This window comes from Nemorincola caseinilytica (assembly GCF_039540515.1).
Lineage (GTDB): Bacteria > Bacteroidota > Bacteroidia > Chitinophagales > Chitinophagaceae > Nemorincola > Nemorincola caseinilytica.
In genome coordinates this window covers 114,486-136,518 of the sequence record NZ_BAABFA010000009.1, presented here as the reverse complement: position 1 = coordinate 136,518, position 22,033 = coordinate 114,486, and the positions used below count along the sequence as shown (strand labels likewise).

17 protein-coding genes are annotated in these 22,033 nt (G+C 52.6%); 11 read left to right on the top strand and 6 right to left on the bottom strand.

Features of this window, described 5'->3' with window-relative positions:
- Window positions 1-58: 58 nt before the first annotated feature.
- From ABD843_RS07140 to ABD843_RS07130, 3 genes are read left to right on the top strand one after another with little or no spacing between them, the layout of a single operon-like run.
- Window positions 59-1,534 carry a hypothetical protein gene (locus ABD843_RS07140; protein ID WP_345080683.1) on the top strand — a complete coding sequence of 492 codons (1,476 nt, stop codon included), beginning with the start codon at window positions 59-61 and terminating at the stop codon, window positions 1,532-1,534.
- Between the two features lie 57 nt (window positions 1,535-1,591).
- Window positions 1,592-2,107, top strand: coding sequence for an acyl-CoA thioesterase (locus ABD843_RS07135; RefSeq protein WP_345080680.1), 516 nt, complete (start codon window positions 1,592-1,594; stop codon window positions 2,105-2,107).
- A gap of 28 nt (window positions 2,108-2,135) precedes the next feature.
- Window positions 2,136-3,419 carry a M16 family metallopeptidase gene (locus ABD843_RS07130; RefSeq protein WP_345080677.1) on the top strand — a complete coding sequence of 428 codons (1,284 nt, stop codon included), beginning with the start codon at window positions 2,136-2,138 and terminating at the stop codon, window positions 3,417-3,419.
- Window positions 3,420-3,426: 7 nt separating this feature from the next.
- On the opposite strand, the gene ABD843_RS07125 is transcribed toward ABD843_RS07130, so the two are convergent.
- From ABD843_RS07125 to purD, 5 genes are all read right to left on the bottom strand, one after another.
- A complete protein-coding gene (locus tag ABD843_RS07125; RefSeq protein ID WP_345080674.1) occupies window positions 3,427-4,986 on the bottom strand; it encodes an Rne/Rng family ribonuclease in 1,560 nt (519 codons plus the stop codon).
- Window positions 4,987-5,275: 289 nt separating this feature from the next.
- Window positions 5,276-6,139, bottom strand: coding sequence for a tetratricopeptide repeat protein (locus ABD843_RS07115; protein WP_345080671.1), 864 nt, complete (start codon window positions 6,137-6,139; stop codon window positions 5,276-5,278).
- 66 nt (window positions 6,140-6,205) lie between these two features.
- A complete protein-coding gene (locus ABD843_RS07110; protein ID WP_345080668.1) occupies window positions 6,206-6,526 on the bottom strand; it encodes an HU family DNA-binding protein in 321 nt (106 codons plus the stop codon).
- 442 nt (window positions 6,527-6,968) lie between these two features.
- Entirely contained in the window at window positions 6,969-9,227 is a 2,259-nt protein-coding gene (locus ABD843_RS07105) for a DUF5723 family protein (RefSeq protein ID WP_345080665.1), read from the bottom strand.
- 365 nt (window positions 9,228-9,592) lie between these two features.
- On the bottom strand, window positions 9,593-10,879 hold the full coding sequence (purD, locus tag ABD843_RS07100) for a phosphoribosylamine--glycine ligase (RefSeq protein WP_345080663.1): 1,287 nt from the start codon (window positions 10,877-10,879) through the stop codon (window positions 9,593-9,595).
- Window positions 10,880-10,964: 85 nt separating this feature from the next.
- Here purD and ABD843_RS07095 point away from each other — a divergent pair, with 85 nt between their 5' ends.
- The 5 genes from ABD843_RS07095 to mqnC all read left to right on the top strand — a co-directional run bounded on the left by ABD843_RS07095 (window position 10,965) and on the right by mqnC (window position 15,896).
- A complete protein-coding gene (locus ABD843_RS07095; RefSeq protein ID WP_345080660.1) occupies window positions 10,965-12,509 on the top strand; it encodes a peptide MFS transporter in 1,545 nt (514 codons plus the stop codon).
- A 176-nt stretch (window positions 12,510-12,685) separates the two neighbouring features.
- A complete protein-coding gene (locus ABD843_RS07090; RefSeq protein WP_345080657.1) occupies window positions 12,686-14,185 on the top strand; it encodes a peptide MFS transporter in 1,500 nt (499 codons plus the stop codon).
- A 52-nt stretch (window positions 14,186-14,237) separates the two neighbouring features.
- A complete protein-coding gene (locus ABD843_RS07085; protein ID WP_345080654.1) occupies window positions 14,238-14,477 on the top strand; it encodes a hypothetical protein in 240 nt (79 codons plus the stop codon).
- The gene (locus tag ABD843_RS16395) at window positions 14,434-14,691 is read left to right on the top strand and encodes a type II toxin-antitoxin system RelE family toxin (RefSeq protein WP_425575691.1); all 258 of its coding nucleotides are present in this window, start codon (window positions 14,434-14,436) and stop codon (window positions 14,689-14,691) included. Before ABD843_RS07085 ends, ABD843_RS16395 begins: the two co-directional genes overlap by 44 nt.
- Window positions 14,692-14,768: 77 nt before the next feature.
- Window positions 14,769-15,896 (top strand): cyclic dehypoxanthinyl futalosine synthase, encoded by a 1,128-nt coding sequence (gene mqnC / locus ABD843_RS07080; protein ID WP_345080652.1) that lies wholly within the window; start codon window positions 14,769-14,771, stop codon window positions 15,894-15,896.
- 76 nt (window positions 15,897-15,972) lie between these two features.
- Here the strand turns inward: mqnC and ABD843_RS07075 are convergent, their stop codons facing one another.
- Complete coding sequence (locus ABD843_RS07075; RefSeq protein ID WP_345080649.1) at window positions 15,973-16,443, bottom strand: GNAT family N-acetyltransferase; 471 nt, start codon at window positions 16,441-16,443, stop codon at window positions 15,973-15,975.
- A gap of 140 nt (window positions 16,444-16,583) precedes the next feature.
- Between ABD843_RS07075 and mazG the strand changes: the two genes are divergently transcribed.
- The 3 genes from mazG (at window position 16,584) to ABD843_RS07060 (ending at window position 21,963) form a co-directional block, all read left to right on the top strand.
- Window positions 16,584-17,357 (top strand): nucleoside triphosphate pyrophosphohydrolase, encoded by a 774-nt coding sequence (mazG, locus tag ABD843_RS07070; protein WP_345080646.1) that lies wholly within the window; start codon window positions 16,584-16,586, stop codon window positions 17,355-17,357.
- Window positions 17,358-21,086, top strand: coding sequence for a sensor histidine kinase (locus ABD843_RS07065; RefSeq protein ID WP_345080643.1), 3,729 nt, complete (start codon window positions 17,358-17,360; stop codon window positions 21,084-21,086).
- Window positions 21,087-21,246: 160 nt separating this feature from the next.
- Window positions 21,247-21,963, top strand: a complete 717-nt coding sequence (locus tag ABD843_RS07060) for a DNA/RNA non-specific endonuclease (protein WP_345080640.1) — start codon at window positions 21,247-21,249, stop codon at window positions 21,961-21,963.
- Window positions 21,964-22,033: the final 70 nt, after the last annotated feature.

Genomic DNA, 22,033 nt, shown 5'->3' with positions numbered 1-22,033 from the left:
TACAGCACATACCCATTCGGTATGTGCTGTTGCTTTTTATACATTTCAGCTATATCACTTGAGCAAAGAAAATACCTTTAGCGCCCCACTCTCGCCCGGAGATGCCTCCATGCAGCGTACCGCATATGTAGCGTTGGCAGGGCTTTTCCTGCTGGCAGTAGGTGCTGTGCTGTGGTACCAGGAGCGTATGTTCGCCGATACGGCATTCATAGCGTTCAGCATCACCAACTACAAGCGGCTCTATATACAGAACGAGCGTTATGGCTCCTTCATCACACAGATAGTGCCGCTCATAGGCACCAAGCTGCACCTGTCGCTGCGGGGCATACTCATAGCCTATTCGCTTAGTTTCAACCTATTCTATTTTCTTGTTGCCGGTATACTGGTAAAGGGGCTGAGGCAGTATGGCCTTGCTATACTCATGTGCCTCTACTATTTCCTCTTTGTCAGCGACTCTTACTTCCTCATCAACGACGAGCTGCACCAGGGCATAGCATGGATGTTCCTCATGTTCGGGCTGCTGGTATACATGTCTCAGCGCAGGGTCCACTTCGTTCTGTTGCTGCTACCATTTGTAGTGCTGCTCTTCCTCGCGGCATCCAGCCATTTCATAGTATTCGTGCCGCTGGCCTATATATGGGTGTATATGATGCTGCAGAAAGACAGGCCGGTACCCATGCGCACCATGATAGCGCTCAGTGCCCTGTTAGTAGGGCTTTGCCTGGTAAAGCTCAATTCATCGGGCTCCTCGCAGACCTACGAAAGAGAGCATCTGCACGCCCTTTTGAAGATCTCCATCCCCGACCTCTGGAAGGCCTTCGATACTACAGTGATAAAGCTGTTCCTTCAGCGCTGCCTCACCAATTACTGGAGTGCTGCATTGCTGTTACTTATCAGCCTAGCGCTGCTTGTAAAACATGGCTACAGGCTCATTGCCGGCTACCTGGTGCTGGGTGTGCTGGGCTATTGCTCGCTCATGGGCATCGTGTTTGCCAACTATGGCGACTCTACTGCCCTTGCACACATAGAGACCGAATGGGCCAGCCTGGGCATCATCATTGCAGCGCCTTTCGCGCTCACCCTTGTGCAGCACATGCGGGCCCGCACGGCCATCATCATGCTTGCTGCTATTATACTGGTGCGCTCGGGCTACATAGTAGCCTCTTCAGAGAAATTCGTCTGGCGTACCACCTTCATGAAAGAAGTGTTCGCGCAGATGCGCAAAAAGAACATCACCAAACTGGCCCTCTCCGACCCCGGCGATCTTCCCCGAAAGTTGCAGCTCCACTGGGTGCTGCCCGAAGAATCCCTCTTCGTATCGGCCGCCATGGGCGATATGCCGCAACGCTCTTTCCGTTTCATTGACTTCAACAACCGGGAAGATAAGCAGGCCTTTGCAGCCATGAAGGCCGATAGCACCGGCTTTAGTTTCTGCTTTACCTACCTCACCCCCAAGGATCTGAACCCCGACTATTACCACCCCGATACCACACAACCATATGTGGTAATGCCTTACGCAGAGTTCGTTAAATAACAACATTCCTATAACAGCATTATAAGATACCTTTGCGCGCAAATAAACAGCCGTAAAATGAAAGCAAAACGCCCGCAGGACACCTTCGTAGTGATGTCGGAGCTGATACTGCCCAACGATACCAATGTGCTGGGCAACCTGATGGGTGGCCGCCTTATGCACTGGATGGACATAGCCGCTGCCATATCTGCCCAGAAGCATTGCAACTGCCCGGTGGTAACGGCATCGGTAGATAATGTATCGTTCTCCAACCCTATAAAGCTGGGCAACCTGCTGACCATAGAGGCCAAGCTCACCCGCTCGTTCAATACCTCTATGGAGGTATACCTGCGTGTATGGGGCGAAGACCTTACGGCACAGTACAAATATGTTTCTAACGAGGCTTACCTCACATTCGTGGCCCTGGACCCCAATGGCAAGCCCCGCAAGGTACCCGAGCTCATACCCGAGACCGATGAGGAGAAGCGCATGTTCGATGGTGCGCTGCGCCGCAGGCAGGTGAGGCTGGTACTGGGCGGCAAAATGAAGGCCGAAGAGGCAGGTGAGCTGCGCGCGCTTTTTGTGAAACCATAGTACTACATTCGCTGTAAATACCTGCTACATGCCACTAGACCGTACCATAACCCCCGCCATACACGATGCAGTAGAGTTCGAATACCTGCTGCCGCCCATCACTACCACTACGCTGGGTAATGGCCTGCCGCTCTACTGGCTCAATGCCGGTGTGCAGGATGTGGTGCAGGTAGACTGGGTATTTCCTGCGGGCCTGTGGTACGAGCACAAGGCATCGGTGGCCCAGGCCACTGCCGCGCTCATGAAGAGCGGCACATCGCGCTATACCGCTGCGCAGATCAATGAGTCGCTGGAGTATTATGGTGCCACGCTAAAAGTGGGTGCCAGTAACGACTATGCTACCGTCTCGCTTTTTTCGCTCACAAAGCACCTGCCGGTACTACTGCCTATAGTACACGAGATACTCACCGATAATACATTCCCCGAGCACGAGGTGGCCCTGCACAAGCGCAATGCGGTGCAGAAGCTGCTGGTGAGCCTGCGCCAGTGCGAGTTCGTGGCCAATCAGCGTATAGATGCACTGCTCTATGGCAGCGAGCATCCCTATGGCAGATTCTCGCGGCAGGAGGGTATAGAGGCCATCACCCGCGATGACCTTGCAGCATTCTATAAGACACAATACAGCCTGGCTAACGTAAAGATGTTCATGGCGGGCAACATAGGCGACAAGGAGGTACAGTTGCTGAACAGTGTGTTCGGTACTACGGTATACCCTGCTGTCAGCATAGTACGCGGCCTGCATGCCATACAGACCGTACCGGAGAAGATACACAGGGTAAGCAACGACCCCAATGGTGTGCAGGGCGCTGTACGCGTAGGCCGCCTGTTCCCCAACCGCCACCACCCCGACTATACGCCTATGGTGGTGCTCAATACCGTTTTCGGCGGCTATTTCGGCTCGCGCCTCATGAGCAATATACGCGAGGAGAAAGGCTACACCTACGGCATATACAGCTCTATAACGCCCGAGATAGGCGGCGGCTCTATGATAATACATACCGAGACCGGCACCGAGGTGACAGAGAAGGCCGTGAAAGAGATATACCATGAAATGGAAGTGCTGTGCAACGAGGCCGTGGACGATGAAGAGCTGCTGCTGGTAAAGAACTACCTGCTGGGTGGCATTCTCGGCGACCTCGATGGTCCCTTCTCTATACTGCGCCGCTGGCGTTCGCTCATTCTCAATGGCTTCGATGCGAACTATTTCTACAGCAATGTGCAGACCTACAAAACAATAACGCCTGCATCACTGCAGGCGCTTGCTCAGAAATATCTTGTCCCTACCGATTTCCACGAAGTAGTGGTGATATAATGCTGCTTTACAGCTTTATAAGGTCGTCGGTCTGGGCGTCGTAGAAGTTATATTCGGTGATGGGCGAATTGTTGTCCACCACTATCTTCAGCTTTGTCTTGTGCTCTTTTTCCCACTTTTTGGCTATGGATGGCTTGAAGAAGGTACCCTTGGTAAGGTAGGCCTCTACTATAGGGTGTACATATAGCTTCAGCGATCGCAGGCCCTGGCTTACCACATACTTCAGGTCTTTCTCTATATCGTCTGCCAGTAGTATGGACGGGCCTATCTTGCCGGTGCCTTTGCAGGTAGGGCATACCTCGGCCGTACTGATGTTTATCTCGGGCCGCAGGCGCTGGCGCGTTATCTGCATCAGGCCGAACTTGGATATAGGCAGTACCGTATGGCGTGCGCGGTCGTTCACCATCAGTTGCTCCACGGCATCGTGCAGTTGCTTGCGGTTCTCGGCCAGCTTCATGTCTATGAAGTCGATGATGATGATGCCGCCAAGGTCGCGCAGGCGCATCTGGCGCACTATCTCCTGTGCGGCTTCCAGGTTGGTGGCAAGGGCATTGGCCTCCTGTCCGGCCTCGGGGCTGCGGGTGCCGCTATTCACATCTATGACGTGCAGGGCCTCGGTATGCTCTATGATGAGGTAGGCGCCGCTATTGAGGTTCACGGTCTTGCCAAAGGCGGCCTTCACCTGCTTTGATACGCCAAAGGTGTCGAATATAGGTTGTCCGTTGCTGTGCAGCGTTACTATATCCTCCTGCCCGGGCGACACCTTGGATATATAATCCCGGGCTACGCCCAGCAGGGCCTTGTCGTTCACCACTACTTTCTGAAAGCTGTCGTTGAGCATGTCGCGCAGGATGGACGTTGTCTTGTCCTGCTCGCTCATTATCATTTGTGGTGGCTTGGCGCCTTTCAGGTTCTTCTGTATGCCCTTCCACATCTTCTCCAGCTCCAGCAGGTCGGTATGCAGCTCGGCAGTGTTCTTGCCTTCTGCAGCGGTACGCACTATCACGCCAAAGTTCTTCGGCTTTATGCTTTCTACTATGCGCTGCAGGCGTTTGCGCTCCTCGGCAGAATGTATCTTGCGCGATATGGCCACCACATCGTTGAACGGGGTCATGACCACAAAGCGGCCGGGCAGCGATATCTCGCAGCTAAGGCGCGGGCCTTTGGATGAGATGGGCTCTTTGAGCACCTGTACCAGTATCTCGGGTTTGCCGGTAAAGACCTCGGTGATCTTGCCGGACTTCAGTATCTCGGCCTCGTTCTTGAAGCGGCCGAAGTCGTCGCCCCAGTTGGCGGTATCTTCTATGCTGCTTTTGGTGAACTTGAGCAGGGAGCGCAGGTATGGGCTGAGGTCGGTGTAGTGAAGAAAAGCATCCTTTTCGTATCCTACATCTACGAACACGGCATTGAGGCCGGGCATGAGCTTTTTGACCTTGCCGAGGTATATATCGCCCACGGCAAATTGGCCCTGCCCCCGTTCGAAGTGTAGTTCGACGAGCTTTTTGTCTTCAAGCAACGCTAACTCTACCCCCTCGCCCGACGAGTTGATGATAAGTTCTTTGTTCATTGGTATGAGACCGGGTCTCAGCTTCGGCTGCAACGCCCCCAAATAGTATCAGCGAGGCTTTTAGGGCTGTAATAATAGACCTGCACACCGGCCGGCTCGCATATGGGCGTGCGCAGGCAGATGTGCGGGTCAGGAATGGCAGCGTTAAATAATGAAGCTAAGGGTGGAATGAATAGCCTACTTATTCTTCTTATGACGGTTCTTCCTCAGACGCTTTTTACGTTTGTGAGTGGCTATCTTATGACGTTTCCTCTTTTTACCACAAGGCATAATATGAGTTTTTAAAAAGTTACTTTAATGAATTTATATGCAGGTCGATATCCTTACTGAATTCGGGGTTATTGACCACCTTTTTACATTTTTCAAGCATTTCTATCGCTTTCGCTTTGTCGCCTGCACCTTCGTAGGCCTGTGCGGCAAAGTATAGCGCCTCTTTATTTTCGGGTTCCACCTTCAGCACGGTCTCAAAGCGTTTCACGGCCTTGTCGTACTGGGCAGACTGGATGGACATTCTGCCGAGGAGCATATTTGCCTGCACATCTTCCGGCTTTTCGCGGGTGATGGCCAGCAGCATCTGCACTCCTTTCATGGGTTCTGCTGTACCTTGTATGTAGGCCGAGGCCAGCGCCAGTGTTGCTTCTTCGTTGTCCTTGTTCAGGGCCAGGGCGCGCTCCAGGCAGCTTATCGCTTCGGTCGCTTCCCACATCTGCACACTGCGGTCTTCCTCGTGTTCCAGCAGCTCCAAAAATAATTGGCCTGCAAAGGTGAGGCTTTTTTCGGAATTTTCCAATTTCGCGGCACGGGCCTCATAATATATAGCTACACGCGGCTTGCGGGCACGGCCCCATACCCTCGCCAGTTTCTTAAAAACAACAGCCATCTGCGAGCTATCGCTGATGGCTGTTAGTTCATTTTCAATGGTCGACACCGTGTCGGCAACTGTTTTCGGGAGTTGCTTTCTCGACACAGCTATTATAGAGTCGACAGAGGCGGGCTTCATGGTGCCAGGGCCCGGGGACACCTCCCCTGCGGATGATGGACGCTGCATAGCGACCTCGTTCTTGCCGCGGGGGGGAACGGTATTACCTCCCCAGTATAAAAGAGCGATGAGTATGACCGCAACTGCAAGTGTTATATAATGTACTGTGCGCAAAAGAAGATTTTTATTGATCTGGTGCGCAAAGGTAGCGAAATAGCGCTTGCGGCGGTCGCGGGCTGTTTATTGGTCTACCATTTCACCATCATGAGCTACGAGCTCGTGAGTGGAACCTTTTACTGCCTGTACGAACTCGCGTGCAGGTTTGAAGGCGGGAATGAAGTGTTCGGGTATCTCTACCGCTACGTTCTTCTTGATGTTCCGGCCTATTTTGGCTGCGCGCTTCTTCAGGATGAAGCTGCCGAAGCCGCGTACATACACAGGCTCACCTTCTACCAGAGAAGTTTTCACTTCTTTGAAGAACGCTTCGAGCGCAACAAGAATGTCTACCTTAGGGATCCCGGTCTTTTCGGCAATGCTGCCAACGATGTCTGCTTTTCTCATGACTGTTCTGTTTTTGTGTGAGTTATCAATAGTGAGGTGATCAGGTATACTACATACTGATAATCAACTATCAGACCATTTGCGGCACACTTACCTCTTTTCTTTGCAAAGGTAAGACGGTAACTGTTAAATAATATTTATTGTTTTGTGTAAGTTGTTTATTGTGAATGTGAAAAGAATTTTATTTATACATAGAAAATATTTCTGCTTTTATAGATCATTATAATATAATCCATTGTGAGAAATGCTAAAGGGGTATTAAAGTTGTGGAAGTGGGGAAAATGTTCTACAATTAAGTGTGTGTCTTTCAATGCATTAGCAGTTTTAGGGGTAAAAACAGGAATAATATGATATAATAGAAATTAGCCAAAACGGAATACCCGGCCTTTGGGCCGGGTATTCACGTATCCCCACGAGATCCTAACCACACATAAAAAGCATCTTACTGGCCGCGTACCTTCAGGGTCATCTTCACGCGGCGGTTCTGGGCGCGGCCTGCGGCGGTATTATTGCCGGCCACCGGCATCGATTCGCCCATGCCCCTTACCACCAGCCTGTCGGGGGCTACACCTTTATTTATAAAGTACTCCTTCACAGCGCCTGCACGCTCTTCGGACAGTATGAGGTTGCTGGCATCAGAGCCTACATTATCGGTATGGCCTTCTATATCCATATAGTGGTCGCTGTATTCGTTCAGCAGTTTTACTATATCGTCGAGCATACTATAGGAGCTCACCTTTATAACGGCCTTGCCTGTCTCGAACTCTAGCGCTGTAGCAGCATGCGAGAGGCGTTTTATGACCTCTACGCGTACCTCGGGGCAGCCATAGTTGCTGGCGGGGCCGGGTTTGTTGGGGCAGCGGTCCACATTATCGGCCAGGCCGTCCATGTCGGTATCGGGGCAGCCACCCAGGGCTATGGGGCCTGCCTTGGTGGGGCACTTGTCCATATTGTCCTGCAGGCCATCGCCATCGGTATCGGGGCATCCTTTGAAGGCGGCTATACCGGGTACATCGGGGCATGCATCTTCGCCATCGGCTATGCCGTCCTTATCGGTATCGGGGCATCCGGCCAGTGCGGCTATGCCGGGTACATCGGGGCAGCGGTCGGTAGCATCGGTCACACCGTCCTTATCACGGTCGGGGCAGCCCTGTGCTGTGGGCGAGCCGGCCACATCGGGGCAGCGGTCCTGTGCATTGGCTATACCATCCTTATCACGGTCGGGGTCGGGACAGCCGTGGAACTCCCATATGCCGGGTGTATCGGGGCATTTATCGTTGCGGTCGGTGATACGGTCATGGTCGCGGTCGCGGGGTTTGGCATAGTTGATGGGTACTGCCAGGCCTGTGTAGATATTGACACCATACTGGTTGTTGCTTATGAGGCCCAGCAGGTCGTCGCCACCTATGAAGAAGCCGCCCACCCGCAGGCCCAGACCTGCCTTGAACGACTCGGAATATATATTGTAGGTAATGGGTATGGCTATGCTGAGGATATCCTTATCGAAGCGGGGAGTGACAGTTACCTGGTCGTAGAAGTAATTGCCCGTGCGCTCTTTGCCCGCTACATTGATGAGAGAGGTACCATTGATGTAGAAGTTGCGCCATATCTTATAGTCTATACCCAGCACCATGGTGGTGGGCAGGTAGTAGACGGCATCCTGCCGCATGGTATCTACATCGAAGCCCTGCTGGCGCGCATAGCTGGTGAAGTTGCGGTAGTTGTTCACATTGTCGCCCACCTTGCTGCCTATTATATAGCCATTGCCGGTGGCTACCGCCTTGCGGTTCACCCCGTTGGCAAAGCGCATGCTGCCTATATCGGTAACGGCGGCAGATATGCGTAGCTTGTATTGTACGGCGCTGTGGTCTTTTATCCTCTTTTTGCCACGGCTGTCTATAGGCTCGTAGAGGTATTGCTCGGGGTTGGGGCGAAACTCGTAGTGGAAACCTATATCGCCGCCTATGCCCGAACCACCCTGCTTGCCAAAGTAGCGGCTGAACATGCTGGGGCTGGAATTGGCCTCGGTGGTGGCATCTACCCTGCGGTAGCTGTGGGCCACATTGCTGGAGAACTCTATATTGGCATTAGAGATGCGCAGGGAGTCTTGTGCGGCATAGTAGGTGGCATTCACATTGTTGCCCTGCATAGATACATAGGCCGCGGCGGCCAGGTACCTGACGGTACCGCCGAGGCTCAGGAAATTCTCGCCCTCATCTACCAGTACACGTGCATAGGAAAAGCCTATCTCGCCCCATGTGGCGGCATTCCACTTGAAGTTGCGGGAGGTAGTGGTATAGTCGCCATTGGTGGTGGCATAGGTGGGGTCCAGCACGGTGCGGTATATCTTTTCGTTCACCCCGGTGAACTGGTTGGCGCCGCGCAGGCGGGTAGTGATGCCTATAGTGTTCTTGTGGTCTATGCTCCACAGGAAGCCCGGGCCGCGTACCTCGGCATAGGGCAGCATCAGGTTCACCTGCGAGCGGCCATTGAATTTGAATACGTCGTTCACCTTCAGCAGCTCGCGGCTATTGAGCTGGGAGAAGAGCGTTCGGTTGTTGATGGTGCCGAGGTCGTTCTCTACAAAGGCGTTCAAAGCCAATACATCGATAACGGTCCTTTGCCGGGAACCGGCTATACCGGCAGGATCGAGGTAGAGAGAAGAGGTGCCGGCCCAGTTGCCGGTGGCGATGCCAAGCATGCGCTGCCCATATGAATGTACCGGAAAAAGGAGGGCGCACAGTAAGGATAGTGATAAGTAGCGTGTGTGCATATAGGTGCGTTTTAGGGTGTGTGTGATGACCCTTGGTCCCCTTGCCGGAACACTGCGCTGAGGAAGGCAGGTGCCGGGAAAGGGAGCCGGGCCTGAAACACAAAGCTAGTATTGCCGATGCCCCGGATGCATTATACGTTTCGGGCCTGTTTTATATCTATCACACATTTCGTGTCTACTATTGCCAAAGCCCTGTTAAAAGGCTTGTGGTGGGGTTTGCGCATTGTTAAAAAAGCAGGAACGGCCGCCCTTTCGGGCAGCCGTTCTGTAAAATTTTGACAATAAAAGGAGCGTTAGAACTCCCAGCCTATATCGCGGCGGTAATAGCAGCCCTCGTAAGAGATATGTGCTGCATTCTCATAGCTTTTTGCAAGCGCTTCTTTTATATCCCTGCCCATAGAGGTGATGGCCAGCACACGCCCGCCACTGGTAACCACGTTGCCATCCCTGGTAGTAGTGCCTGCATGAAAGAGCATGCTGCCCTGCACCTGTTGGAACCCGGTCATTATCTTGCCTTTAGCATAGTCGCCGGGATAGCCGCCCGACACCAGCATTACAGCGCCTGCGGCCTGTGCGCTGTGCTTTATTATGCCCTCGGTAAGGCGGCCCTGGCCCATGAGCAGTATCAGCTCTACGAGGTCGTTCTCCAGGCGGGGCATCACTACCTCCGTCTCGGGGTCGCCCATGCGGCAGTTGTACTCTATCACATATGGCTCTCCCTGCACTTTTATAAGGCCGAAGAAAATGAAGCCGTTGTATACTATGCCTTCGCTCCGCAATCCATCGACCGTGGGCCGTACGATACGGGTGATCACCTTGTTCATGAACAGTTCATCGGCAAAGGGTACGGGCGATATAGCGCCCATGCCACCTGTATTGAGGCCGGTATCGCCCTCGCCTATGCGCTTGTAGTCCTTGGCCTCGGGCAGCAGGGCATAGTCCCGGCCATCGGTAAGGGCGAAGACAGAGAGTTCTATACCATCGAGGAACTGCTCTATGACCACCTTGCTGCCGGCATCGCCGAACTGGCGGTCCATGATCATGGAGCGGAAGGCGGTGAGCGCCTCGTCGGTGCTTTGGGCTATCACCACGCCCTTGCCTGCGGCCAGGCCATCGGCCTTCAGCACTACGGGTATGGGCTGCTGCCTGATGTAAGCCTCGCCCTCGGCATAATTATCGGCAGTGAACTCGCGGTAGGCCGCAGTAGGTATGCCATGCCGCTGCATGAAACGCTTGGAGAATGCCTTGCTACCCTCTAGCTGTGCGCCCTCTTTTGATGGTCCTGCCACTATGATATGCTTTAGCTGGTCATCGGCCTTTATGAAGTCGTATATACCGGCCACTAGCGGGTCTTCGGGGCCGGGCAGGAGAATGTCTATCTGGTGATCGAGGCAGGCTTTCTTTATGCCCTCGAAGTCGCTCACGGCAATGGGCAGGTTGGTGCCATATTCGTGTGTGCCGGCATTGCCGGGGGCTATATATAAATTATCGCAAAGGGGGCTCTGGCGCAGTTTCCAGGCCAGTGTACACTCGCGGCCGCCTGCCCCCAAAAGGAGGATATTTTGCTTTTTTACGGACATAAGTGCAAAAAAACTAAAAAAACGCCCGTGGTACGGTAATTATTTTACTAAATTGGCAGTTCGGTAAAAAAATATAAATATATCTATGAGTAATTCGAATGAGAACGTTGTGACCCAGAAAGGGCACCCTAAGGGGCTGTATGTGTTGTTCGCTACCGAGTTCTGGGAGCGTTTCAGTTATTATGGTATGCGCGCCATCTTCATGCTGTACATGACGAAGATGCTGCTGCTGGATAAAGCACTGGCCAGCAACATATATGGCAGCTATACCGGCCTTGTGTACCTGACCCCCCTGATAGGTGGCTATATGGCCGACAGGTACTGGGGCAACCGTAAATCGATATTCATAGGTGGCCTGCTGATGGCGCTGGGGCAGTTCCTGCTGTTCTTCTCGGCCAGCATGGCGGGCGGGGCCGATAAGGGAGCTGCCATATCGCTGATGTGGGGCGGCCTTACGCTGCTCATATTCGGCAATGGTTTCTTCAAGCCCAATATATCTACCATGGTGGGCCAGCTATACCCCGACAATGATAGCCGCAAGGATGCCGCCTATACCATATTCTATATGGGTATCAACGCGGGCGCTTTCCTGGCACCGCTGGTGTGCGGCTACCTGGGCGAGAACGTAGACTTCAAATGGGGTTTCCTTTCGGCGGGTGTAGGTATGCTCATAAGCCTGGTCATCTTTTACATGACCAAGGACAAGTATGTGATAGACCCCATGGGCAGGCAGCTGGGCGTAGGCCCCAATAAAATGAACGATGCCCCTGCCGACGGCAAGAAGGATGCGGGCTTCAGCAAGCAGCAGCTAACGATACTTATAGGTGGTATAGTAACGGTATTCTCCCTGCTGTTCTGGGGTGCCGGGCTGGACGTATGGGGATCACTGATATATGGTATGACACTGGTAGGGCCGTTCGTGATCATTACCGACCCTACGCTGACCAAGGTAGAGAAAGACAGGCTGTGGGTCATCATACTCATCATGATATTCGTGGTGTTCTTCTGGATGTGCTTCGAGCAGGCGGGCGCTTCGCTCACCTTCTTTGCCGATGCCCAGACCGACCGTCACATCTTTGGCAAAGAAATGCCTGCCAGTTATTTCCAGAGCTTCAATGCGGCATTCATAGTACTGCTGGCGCCCATCATCAGCGCTATGTGGGTGGGCCTTGCCAAGAAGGGTATCAATCCCGTGGCGCCCTACAAGCAGTCGTTGGGTCTTGCCTTCCTGGCGCTGGGCTACCTCTTCATAGCCATGGGCTCTAAGAACATACCCGCTGCCGGTACCAGCATGGTATGGCTCACAGGTCTGTACTTCCTGCATACTATAGGCGAGCTGTTCCTGAGCCCCATAGGCCTGTCTATGGTGAACAAGCTGACACCGGGCCGCTTCACATCGCTGATGATGGGTATATGGTTCCTGGCGATAGCTACCGGCAACAAGCTGGCAGGTACCATGAGCTCGCTCTATCCCGACCCTGCGCTGCCTACGCACCCGCACTTCCTGGGTATAGAGATAGACAGCCTGTATACATACTTCATGATATTCGTAGGTTTCTCGGGCGCTGCGGCTGCCATACTCTTCCTGCTGTGCAGGAAGCTGCAGAAGATGATGCACGGTGTACACTAGGCAAAAGCTATTCAAATAGTTATCAGAAAAGCGGGACATGGTTCCCGCTTTTTTATTGCAAGTGCTTCGTACATTACTCACATATCACCTCCCTGTCCTTCGGAGAGGGTCGGGGGGAGGTCCTTGGGGTATAAAATAGGGGTAGATAAAAAATATCTCTTATTTTGTTCGGACAAATGACCGATATAATGGAGACCAAACAGGAAATGACGCTGGAACAGGTGCAGGATTTCAAGGGTAGCTACCCCAAACAACTGTGGTACCTGTTCTTTTCAGAGATGTGGGAGCGTTTCGCATTCTATGGCATGCGCGGTATGCTCACAGTGTTCATGGTAGAGCAACTGATGCTGAGCGAGCGCGATGCCAACCTGAAGTACGGCGGCATACAGGCCTTCATATATGCAATGACCTTCATAGGCGGCCTCTTTGCCGATAAGATACTGGGCTTTCGCAAATCGATATTCTGGGGCGGCCTGCTCATGATCATCGGCAGCTTTACGCTGGCCTTCTCGCCCAAGGATATGTATTATGTAGGTATAGCCTTTACCATAGTGGGCACGGGTTTCTTCAAACCCAATATATCTACGATGGTGGGCAGCCTGTATAAGGAGGGCGACCCGAGGCGAGATGCGGGTTTCGGCCTGTTCTACTCGGGTATAAACATAGGCGCCCTGCTGGGTGGGTGGCTGTGTATAGAGACGGCCAACAGGTATTCGTGGAACGCGGCCTTTTCGCTGGCGGGCATAGGTATGATAATAGGGCTGGGCATATTCATCTTTACCCGTACCCAGATAGGCCCCATAGGCCTGTCGCCACTGAGGGGGAAGATGCCGAAGAATAAAATAAGGATGAACGATATAATGGTATATGCGGGATCGCTGCTGGTGATGCCGCTTATATACCTGCTGGTGAAGAACAGTGAGTATACCGATTACTTTATGTACATAGTGGGGCCGGTGGCCGTACTATACATCATGTACGAAATGATGAAATACAGCAAGAAGGAACGCGAGAAGCTGGTGGCGGCCTTTGTGTTCATCATATTCAGCATCTTTTTCTGGGCATTCTTCGAGCAGGCGGGCGGATCGCTGAGCCTTTTTGCCCGCTACAACCTGCACGATAACGTGATGGGCATCAAGATAGACCCCAACGTGGTGAACAATTCTTCCAATTCGTTATTCGTTATCATCTTCAGCCCGCTGGCGGGCCTGCTGTGGCTGGGACTGGCCAAGAGGAAGATAGAGCCCAATACGGTCATAAAGTTCGGGCTGGCGTTCCTGTTCGTGGCGGTATCGTTCTACCTGTATTATTATACCCGCTTCTTTGCCGATGCCGAGGGCAAGACCTCGCTGAACATCTTTACGCTGGCATATCTTACGTCTACACTGGGCGAACTGTGCCTGTCGCCCATAGGCCTGTCGCTAATGACCACGCTGGCCCCCAAGCCGCTGCATGGCATGATGATGGGTATGTGGTTCCTGGCGAGCGCCTATGGCCAGTATGCCGCCGGTATACTGGGCGCAGGCATGACCACCAGCGAGAACGCCTCCCTGACACAGAAGCTGATAGCCTATACCGATGGTTACAAAGACCTGGCGCTATACGCGCTGATAGCGGGTATAGCCCTCATAGCCATATCGCCGTTCGTGCGAAAGCTGATGCATGATGTGCATTAAGACCATAGAACAGGAAGAGGAGTAAATAAGTTATTTTTGTAAAAAAGAATGTATGAAAGGTGTGAGCTTTGTGACCGATGAAACACGCAAGAGGCGTTATGTTCAGATAGATCTGAAGGGCATTGCCAATTTTGATAACGAGATGCTAGAAGACCTGATGGACATGATAGTTGCAGAGGCTAGAAAGGATGAAAAAAGCATCCCTTGGGAAAGCGTTAAAGCAGAGCTTGCAAAAGAGCGTAAAATAAATGTACCGAATAGTCGTAAAGCCATCCGCAGCAAGAGAGCTTAAGAAGCTGCCCAGGATAATAGCTACCGCTATAGCTAAAAAGATAGATGGCCTGGCAGATAACCCAAGGCCGGAGGGGTGTAAAAAGCTTGTAGGAAACAAAGAAGATCTGTGGCGGGTAAGAGTGGGGAACTACCGTGTATTATATGCCATCGACGACACTATCCGTATAGTAGATATTCATCACATAGGTAACAGGCGCGACATTTATAGATAGAAGAGATCCCTCGAATAGTATTATCGATACGGTCCTCCCTATTATTTCCCTAATTTTACGCCCACAAATAATTGTAGATGCAGGAATTGCAGAGTTTATACGACAGGGCCATACGTTTCGACAGCCTGACAGCAGAAGAGGGTATATACCTTTTTGAACATGCGCCCCTGGCCGACCTTATGCATATAGCCAACGAGCTGCGCAAGATACAGGTGCCGCATGGCAAGGTGACATGGCAGATAGACCGCAACGTGAACACCACCAATGTGTGCGTGGCCAACTGCAAGTTCTGCAACTTTTACCGCATACCCGGCCACCCCGAGGCATACATAACCGATATAGACACCTACAAGCGCAAGATAGAGGAGACCTTTCGCTATGGCGGCGAGCAGCTGCTACTGCAGGGCGGCCACCACCCCGAGCTGGGACTGGCCTTTTATGTGGATCTCTTCAAAACGCTGAAACAGCTATACCCCACGCTGAAGCTGCACGCCCTGGGCCCACCCGAGGTGGCGCACATAACCAAGCTGGAGAAAAGTACGCACTACGAGGTGCTGAAAGCCCTGAAAGAGGCCGGTATGGATAGCCTGCCCGGTGCAGGCGCCGAAATATTGGATGACCGTGTGCGCAGGCTGGTGAGCAATGGCAAGTGCGGTGCACAGGAGTGGCTGGATATAATGCATGAGGCGCATAAGCTGGATCTGACCACGAGCGCTACCATGATGTTCGGGCATGTGGAGACGCTGAAGGAGCGCTTCGAGCACCTGGTGAAGCTGCGCGAGGTACAGGCAAAGAAACCGGAGAGCGCAAAGGGTTTCCTGGCCTTCATTCCGTGGACCTTCCAGGATGTGGATACGCTGCTGCAGCGCATACGCGGCACCAAGAACCTGACCACACCCGAAGAATATATACGCATGATAGCCCTGAGCCGCATAATGCTGCCCAATGTGAAGAACATACAGGCATCGTGGCTGACGGTGGGCCGCAAAGTAGCACAGATATGCCTGCATGCAGGTGCCAACGACTTTGGCTCTATAATGATAGAAGAGAACGTAGTGAGCGCCGCAGGGGCGCCGCACCGCTTCACATCGCGCAGCATACAGGAGTGCATACGCGAGGCCGGCTTCGAGCCACAGCTGCGCAACCAGCAGTACGAATTCCGCGAAATGCCCGCAGCCATAGAAGAGCAGGTAGTGAACTACTAGACCTTATATAGCCATACCATATTCCCAAAAGCGCAGCAGGAAACTGCTGCGCTTTTTTTATTGTCTATAAAACTCTTTAAGGCAGCACCATCCGTAGCATAGCCATATCGCGCAGCTGCACGCCGTTATCATATAGCGGGTCGGGGTAGTTCTCTATATAGAAGTCCTTCCTGGTACCGGCCTCTGCAAAGCCGTTCCTTTTGTAAAAGCCTATCTCTTTGGTAGCTATATCGGGTGTGCCTACCCATAGTGTGGTACAGCCTGCCTGTGCGGCTATTTCTTTTATCTTGCCCACCAGGTAGCTGCCTATGCCCATCTCCTGGAAGCTGATGGACACCGCTATGTTCTTCAGCTCCATTTCGGCATGGCCCTGCTGCTGCAGTACAAAGACCGCTATCGGCTTCCCGGCCTTGTCCTGCCGGGCCACATACACGTCCGATGTGTAGATATATTTCTCTATGGCCTCCGTCGTCTCATCGGCCAGCAGTAGCAGGCCAAAGGGCATATCATCGCCCGGGCCCAGCTTTTCTATTATCAGCGCGTTCATATTCATCAGGTCTCATTCAGGGGGGTATACCTCGAATATCGCTACAATATTAAGCGATCCGCGCAAAGGCTCATAAGGTTATGCCCATTCTCTACCAATGATCTTATAACTTTAGGTTCCGGCACATACCGGCCATACATATGCGATATTCACATTCACTGGAAAGGCTGAGGAAAATAATGGACGAACTGCGCGAGCAATGCCCGTGGGACAAGAAACAGACCATACACACCCTGCGCCAGCAAACGCTGGAAGAGGTGTACGAGCTTACCGACGCCATCACCAATGAGGACTGGAAAGGCATGAAGGAAGAACTGGGCGATATGCTGCTGCACATAGTCTTCTACAGCCGTATAGGCGCCGAGCAGGGCCACTTCTCTATAGACGATGTGATAGAGGGTGTATGCAACAAGCTGGTAAGCCGCCACCCGCATATATACAGCACCGTGAAGGTAGAGGACGATACGGCCGTGAAGCAGAACTGGGAGCGGCTGAAGCAGCAGGAAGGAAAAAAGTCCATCCTTGCAGGGGTGCCGGCATCTATGCCTGCCCTCATAAAGGCCCTGCGCCTGCAGGAAAAAACAAAGCAGGTAGGCTTTGAGTGGGAGAACACCGCACAGGTACAGCAGAAGGTGGACGAGGAGATAGGCGAGCTGTACGAGGCCGTACAGAGCGGCAATGCCAATGCCATAGAAGACGAGTTCGGCGATGTGCTTTTTGCCCTCATCAACTATGCACGTTTTGTGAAGGTAGATCCCGAGCATGCGCTGGAGCGTACCAATAAAAAGTTCATGCGCAGGTTCATGCGGGTAGAGGAGATGGCCGCCGAAAGCGGCCGTACCCTGCACGATATGACCCTATGGGAGATGGACGACCTCTGGAACAAGGTAAAAACAGAGGAGTATAACCGATAAATGTTCAGGCGCTATCCATATTGGGGCTGGCTTTTGCTGTGTGTGCTGCTGTGGAGCATCACGGGCTACTACTTCTACACCCATACGCAAGAGACCACACCCGTGCGCATGACGGCCGCTGTGAACAGCGACATGCACAACCGAGAGGCTGCTTTCGATAAACTCATCAGCGATGAAGCACTTGTCAGTCGCATGTTCTCCGACTCGCTCTCGCTGCAAGAGGTAAAGCGCATCAGCGATATGCCTTTCTACGTCTTTGCATACGAGCACAATTACCTCAAGTTCTGGAACACCAATGCCATCATCCCCCTTCGCTCCGATACTGGCAATGGCAGGCCTGTACTGCTCACCAACGACCGTGGCGTTTTCGTGCAAAAAAGCATAAAGGCGCCCCGCGGTGCCCGCCAGCTGGTGGTCATGTTCCCGGTGCTTATCACTTACCCGGTAGAGAACGATCACCTGCGCTCTCACTTCGTTGCATCTGCCCATATACCCGCCACTACACGCGTTCTGCCTGTCAATGGCAGGCCGGGTGGCTCCTTTCCCGTCACCATGAACGATGGCAAGACCCTCTTCTACCTCGTATACAACATACAGGATATACAGAAGTGGTCTCCCGGCCCGGTCTTCATCGCACTGCTGGCGCTGGCCGTGCTGCTTAGTATATCGTGGGTACACCTCATCATCATTTACCTCATGCGCAATAGGTCTTCGCTGGTGGGCTTTTTCAGCACACTGGCGGTTATAGTGGCCCTGCGCACCTATCTATACATGGCGGGTCCGCCCTTCCACCTCGATACCTTGCTGTTCTTCTCGCCCCTGCTCTATGCCAGTAGCTCTGCCCTGCCCTCCTTCGGCGATCTGTTCATCAATACCCTCTGCATACTATGGCTGGTGGTCTTCATCACCCGGCATACGCCATACAAGACCTATTTTGCGCACATACGCAGTGCGCGCCTGCGTATGCTGCTGCCTGCGCCATTGGCCATGGCCATGGTGGGTTATATGCTGTTGTTCGTGGCCATCATACGCGGCCTCATTCTCGACTCCAGCATATCGTTCGATGTAAGCCGTTTCTACTCCATAAATATATACACCATACTGGGGCTTACGGTCATATGCACCATCACCGGCATATCCTGCATGATCATCAATGTCTTCAACTTCCAGTTGCGCACCCTTGTGCCCGACAGGATGCGCAGGTATGGTGTGGTGCTCTTTATGGGTATACTGGTGTTGTTCATCAGCGGCTATTATACCGATGTGCTTTACTGGTGCCTGCTGGGCTGGCTCACGCTCTTCCTTGCCCTGCTGGATACGCCGCGGCTAAAGCTCGTGTCCGACCTCTTCGAGCCGCAAATGCTCATTTGGGCGCTCTTCATAGGTGCCTTCTGCACCGGCCTGGTACAGTACTTCAACATATACAAGGAGAACGAGGAACGTAAGGCCTTCGTAGAGCAGCGGCTGGCCCCCCATCGCGATAACCTTCTGGAATATACCTTCGATCGCACGGCCGATGCTATCTCTAAAGATGCGCAGCTCAAGCAGTTCTTTTACAGGCCTTCGGCAAATGACCGCCGCGTAGTGAACAAACATCTCGATACCCTGTACCGCAATACCACCACCGCACGCTACGATGCCAATATCTATATCTTCGATGTACATGGTGTGCCCCTCTACAACCGCGACTCACTGTCGCTGGCATCGCTGCAGCGGCAGCGGAACGAGGCCACGCCCACCGGTTCGCCTTACCTGTTCTACAAAGAATCCATGCCCGATAAGAATGCTTACCTATCCTTTATACCTATATACAGCGATACCATCAACAATAAGATAGGCTATGTGATGATAGACATGAGCCTGAAGAAACAGGCCGCATCTACTGTATATCCCGAGCTGCTGCTGCCATCGGCCAGCAAGAACACACCTCAGGAGAACGAGTATTCCTATGCCGTATATGTGAATGGCAGGCTGGTGAGCCAGGAGACCGACCGTGCATTCCCTACCTTCCTCTCCGGCGATACCATAGCCGGGCAGGATTACCGCTTCCGCTCCGAAGGCAATGTATCAGAGCTTCGCTATCGCGTATCTGATAAGCGTACCATAGTCGTTGTTCACGACAACAAACAATTTATCGAGACCATCACGGTCTTTTTCTACATCTTCTGCATACAGGTGGCGCTTGCGGTCATCATCCTGCTCTACCAGATATACCTATCCTATTTCGCCAGCTCTACCGTCACAGAGCGGTATGTGCGGCTGGACCTCCGCAAGCGTATACAGTATTCCATGCTGGGTATCGTGTTCTTTTCTTTTTTACTGGTAGGTGTTGTCACCGTATGGTATTTCTCCAACCGCTATCGCGATGAGGGTACCGCTCGGCTACAGAGCGCCATGCACGCGGCCCGTCAGTCGGTACAGGGCTACCTCAATGCTGCCCGCGCCTACGAGACCGATGAGCGCTTCGACTCCGTTACACAGTCGGTATCGTTCCGCAAGTTCATCTCCGTTCTTGCCGATAACCAGAAGATAGACATCAACCTCTTCGACAACAACGGCAACCTCTTTGCTACATCCGAAGAAGAGATATATCAGAAGGGCCTTGTGTCGCGCATCATACGGCAGGATGCCTATTACCAGCTCAATACATCAGGCACATCCATTGTCATACAGAACGAGAACGTGGCAGAGCTCTCCTACCTTTCGGCCTACGAGCCCATGCTCGATGAGCAGGGTGTTGCCCTTGGCTACCTGAATGTGCCCTTTTTCTCCTCAGAGAAAGAGCTGCGCTCGCAACTGTCGGGTATAGCCATCACGCTTATGAATGTCTTCGCATTCATATTCCTGGTGTCCAGCCTCATTACGGTATACATTACGCGTTGGGTCACGGGCTCGTTCAATGTAATCAAAGAGCAGTTCGGCCGCCTGAACCTGCAGCGCAACGAGCGCATAGAATGGCCCTATGACGATGAGATAGGCTCGCTGGTAAAGGAATACAACAAAATGGTGGATAAGGTAGAGGAGAATGCCGCCCTGCTGGCCCAGAGCGAACGCGAAACGGCCTGGCGCGAGATGGCACGCCAGGTGGCGCACGAGATAAAGAACCCCCTCACCCCCATGAAGCTGAACATTCAATACCTGCAGCAGGCCGTGCGCAACGATGCGCCCAACCTCAAAGAGCTGCTGCAGCGTGTATCGGCCTCCATTATAGAACAGATAGATAATCTCTCTTATATAGCTTCCGAGTTCTCCAACTTTGCCAAGATGCCCGAAGCACGCCCCGAAGAACTGGACCTCGGTGACCTGCTGCAACTGGCAGTGGGGCTCTACCGAAACGACGGGCAGGCAGAGGTAGAACTATCCATACCTTCTGAAAAGGTCTTTGTCCATTCCGATCACAGCCAGGTGCTGCGCATGCTCACCAACCTGCTGGAGAACGCCAAGCAGGCCATACCCGAGGACAGGCAGGGCAAAATAGTGGTGACGCTGAATACCGATGACAGTAAGGTCACCATTTCGGTGGCAGACAATGGCCGGGGCATCAGCGCCGATGTGGCGGCCCGCATCTTCCAGCCCTATTTCACCACCCGTTCGTCGGGCACGGGCCTGGGCCTGGCCATGACCAAAAAAATGATCGAGTTCTGGAAAGGGGCCATCTGGTTCGAGTCGGAAGAAGGGCAGGGCACTACCTTCTACCTCATGCTGCCCCGGTCGGCCGGCAATGCCTGATGCACGGCCTGAAAATACCCGGAACGGCCCGCCGGCAATGCCCAATATATTAAAATTGCAAAGATCCCTATCTGATTATAAAAATTTCAGTGAAAGTCATATCTTTATCGCTGAACAAGTCCGATCCTTGTATATTTGCTAACTTGAACAAAAGGCACACATGCAAAAAATAAGTCTGAATAAGGTCTCAAAACTGGTCTCTGTACTGCTGGTGGCGCTTAGCTGCAACACCTTCGCGCAGGACATTGTTAAGGTAAGGAATCTCAATTTCACTTCTTACTTCTCCAAGTCACAGCATATACCTGTTCTGGTCGTTTATTCCCTCACTCCGGACATGTTCAACTGCTCTAAGCTAAAGGGCGACCACACTGTGAAACTGGCCGAAGACCCCCAGCTGCCCGAGTATTCGAACCTGGTGAACGACTACCGCACTACCCTGTTCGAAGAGGCGCATATGATGGCCCCTAACGAGAACAACTGCGATAAGGACGCATATATAGAGAGCCACTATTTCACCAATGTGATGCCAATGCCTGCCAATCTCTACAAGTCGCTGTGGGAAAAACTGCACGAAAAAGAGATACTGAAGGCCAAAAAATACAAAAAGGTAAAAGTATTTTCGGGTACTGTAGGCCGCAACTGGGTGATAGGTTACAACCACAACGTGATAGTGCCTGAGTGGTGCTGGAAGGTGATATACATACCCAGCACCGACGAATACCTGTGCTACCAGTTCCACAACATAGAGCCTTACAACCCCAAGGATAACCTGGCCAACCACAAGGTGGACATCAATACCATAGAATCTCTGGCCGGTGTGCGTTTCGTGAATGGCGTTATCTCTGCCAGCTACGTTACCGCTACCCCCAACAACTAAACTACTACCTGTGCTCTGAAAAGAGCCGATATAATGAAAGGCATACCCATCCGGTATGCCTTTTTTGTTA

Excerpts from the sequence above, each read along its gene's own strand:
- ABD843_RS07135 (WP_345080680.1), top strand. The coding sequence starts at position 1,592 with ATGAAAGCAAAACGCCCGCAGGACACCTTCGTAGTGATGTCGGAGCTG.
- ABD843_RS07130 (WP_345080677.1), top strand. The coding sequence starts at position 2,136 with ATGCCACTAGACCGTACCATAACCCCCGCCATACACGATGCAGTAGAG.
- ABD843_RS07125 (WP_345080674.1), bottom strand. The coding sequence starts at position 4,986 with ATGAACAAAGAACTTATCATCAACTCGTCGGGCGAGGGGGTAGAGTTA.
- ABD843_RS07110 (WP_345080668.1), bottom strand. The coding sequence starts at position 6,526 with ATGAGAAAAGCAGACATCGTTGGCAGCATTGCCGAAAAGACCGGGATC.
- ABD843_RS07105 (WP_345080665.1), bottom strand. The coding sequence starts at position 9,227 with ATGCTTGGCATCGCCACCGGCAACTGGGCCGGCACCTCTTCTCTCTAC.
- purD (WP_345080663.1), bottom strand. The coding sequence starts at position 10,879 with ATGTCCGTAAAAAAGCAAAATATCCTCCTTTTGGGGGCAGGCGGCCGC.
- ABD843_RS07095 (WP_345080660.1), top strand. The coding sequence starts at position 10,965 with ATGAGTAATTCGAATGAGAACGTTGTGACCCAGAAAGGGCACCCTAAG.
- ABD843_RS07090 (WP_345080657.1), top strand. The coding sequence starts at position 12,686 with ATGACCGATATAATGGAGACCAAACAGGAAATGACGCTGGAACAGGTG.
- ABD843_RS07085 (WP_345080654.1), top strand. The coding sequence starts at position 14,238 with ATGAAAGGTGTGAGCTTTGTGACCGATGAAACACGCAAGAGGCGTTAT.
- ABD843_RS16395 (WP_425575691.1), top strand. The coding sequence starts at position 14,434 with ATGTACCGAATAGTCGTAAAGCCATCCGCAGCAAGAGAGCTTAAGAAG.
- mqnC (WP_345080652.1), top strand. The coding sequence starts at position 14,769 with ATGCAGGAATTGCAGAGTTTATACGACAGGGCCATACGTTTCGACAGC.
- ABD843_RS07075 (WP_345080649.1), bottom strand. The coding sequence starts at position 16,443 with ATGAACGCGCTGATAATAGAAAAGCTGGGCCCGGGCGATGATATGCCC.
- mazG (WP_345080646.1), top strand. The coding sequence starts at position 16,584 with ATGCGATATTCACATTCACTGGAAAGGCTGAGGAAAATAATGGACGAA.
- ABD843_RS07065 (WP_345080643.1), top strand. The coding sequence starts at position 17,358 with ATGTTCAGGCGCTATCCATATTGGGGCTGGCTTTTGCTGTGTGTGCTG.
- ABD843_RS07060 (WP_345080640.1), top strand. The coding sequence starts at position 21,247 with ATGCAAAAAATAAGTCTGAATAAGGTCTCAAAACTGGTCTCTGTACTG.